2 protein-coding genes are annotated in these 1,163 nt (G+C 66.1%); both read left to right on the top strand.

The features are described from left to right. Positions 1-394 (top strand): alpha-glucosidase C-terminal domain-containing protein (locus tag ACWC5O_RS45515; RefSeq protein ID WP_450781411.1); only part of this gene is annotated, 394 nt, incomplete at its 5' end. Further along, positions 391-1,163 (top strand): alpha-amylase family glycosyl hydrolase (locus ACWC5O_RS45510; protein ID WP_450781409.1); only part of this gene is annotated, 773 nt, incomplete at its 3' end. The genes ACWC5O_RS45515 and ACWC5O_RS45510, both read left to right, overlap by 4 nt.

Genomic DNA, 1,163 nt, shown 5'->3' with positions numbered 1-1,163 from the left:
CGCCGCACGCGAGGGCCGCACCCTCGCCCCCCTCATCACCCGCCTCAACGACATCAGGCGGCGCCACCCCGCGCTACAGCGCCTGCGGAACCTCCGCTTCCATCAGACCGACAACGACAACGTGCTCGCCTACAGCAAGAGCACGGGCTCCGACACGGTCATCGTGGTCGTCAATCTCGACCCGCACCACACCCAGGAGGCCACGGTCTCGTTGGACATGCCGCAACTCGGCCTGGACCGGAACGCCGCCCTGTCCGTGCACGACGAACTGACAGGGGAGACCTACCACTGGGGCAGGACCAACTTCGTGCGCCTGACGCCCGGCCGGACGCCGGCGCATGTGCTCCATGTCGGGCGAGCGATGCCACAGATCGGAGGGCCCTCAGCGTCATGACTGTCAACGACCCCGTGCCGGACACCTTCGAGGACACTCCCGCCAAGGACCGGGACCCGGAGTGGTTCAAACGCGCCGTCTTCTACGAGGTACTCGTCCGCTCCTTCCAGGACAGCGACGGCGACGGCATCGGCGATCTCAAGGGCCTGACCGCCAAGCTCGACTACCTGCAGTGGCTGGGTGTGGACTGCCTCTGGCTGCCGCCGTTCTTCAAGTCACCACTGCGGGACGGCGGTTACGACGTCTCCGACTACACCGCCGTCCTCCCCGAATTCGGTGACCTGGCCGACTTCGTGGAGTTCGTGGACGCCGCCCACCAGCACGGCATGCGCGTCATCATCGACTTCGTCATGAACCACACCAGCGACCAGCACCCGTGGTTCCAGGAGTCCCGCAAGAATCCCGACGGCCCGTACGGCGACTACTACATGTGGGCCGACGACGACAAGCAGTACGAGGACGCCCGGATCATCTTCGTCGACACCGAGGCCTCCAACTGGACCTTCGACCCGGTGCGCGGCCAGTACTTCTTCCACCGCTTCTTCTCGCACCAGCCCGACCTCAACTACGAGAACCCGGCGGTGCAGGAGGAGGTCCTGGCCGCACTGAAGTTCTGGCTGGACCTCGGCATCGACGGGTTCCGCCTCGACGCGGTCCCCTATCTCTACGCGGCCGAGGGCACCAACTGCGAGAACCTGCCGGCGACCCACGAGTTCCTGAAGCGGGTGCGCAAGGAGATCGACGCCCAGTACCCCGACACCGTCCTGCT

This window comes from Streptomyces sp. NPDC001450, assembly GCF_053597295.1.
This window is presented reverse-complemented; position numbering and strand designations above follow the sequence as displayed.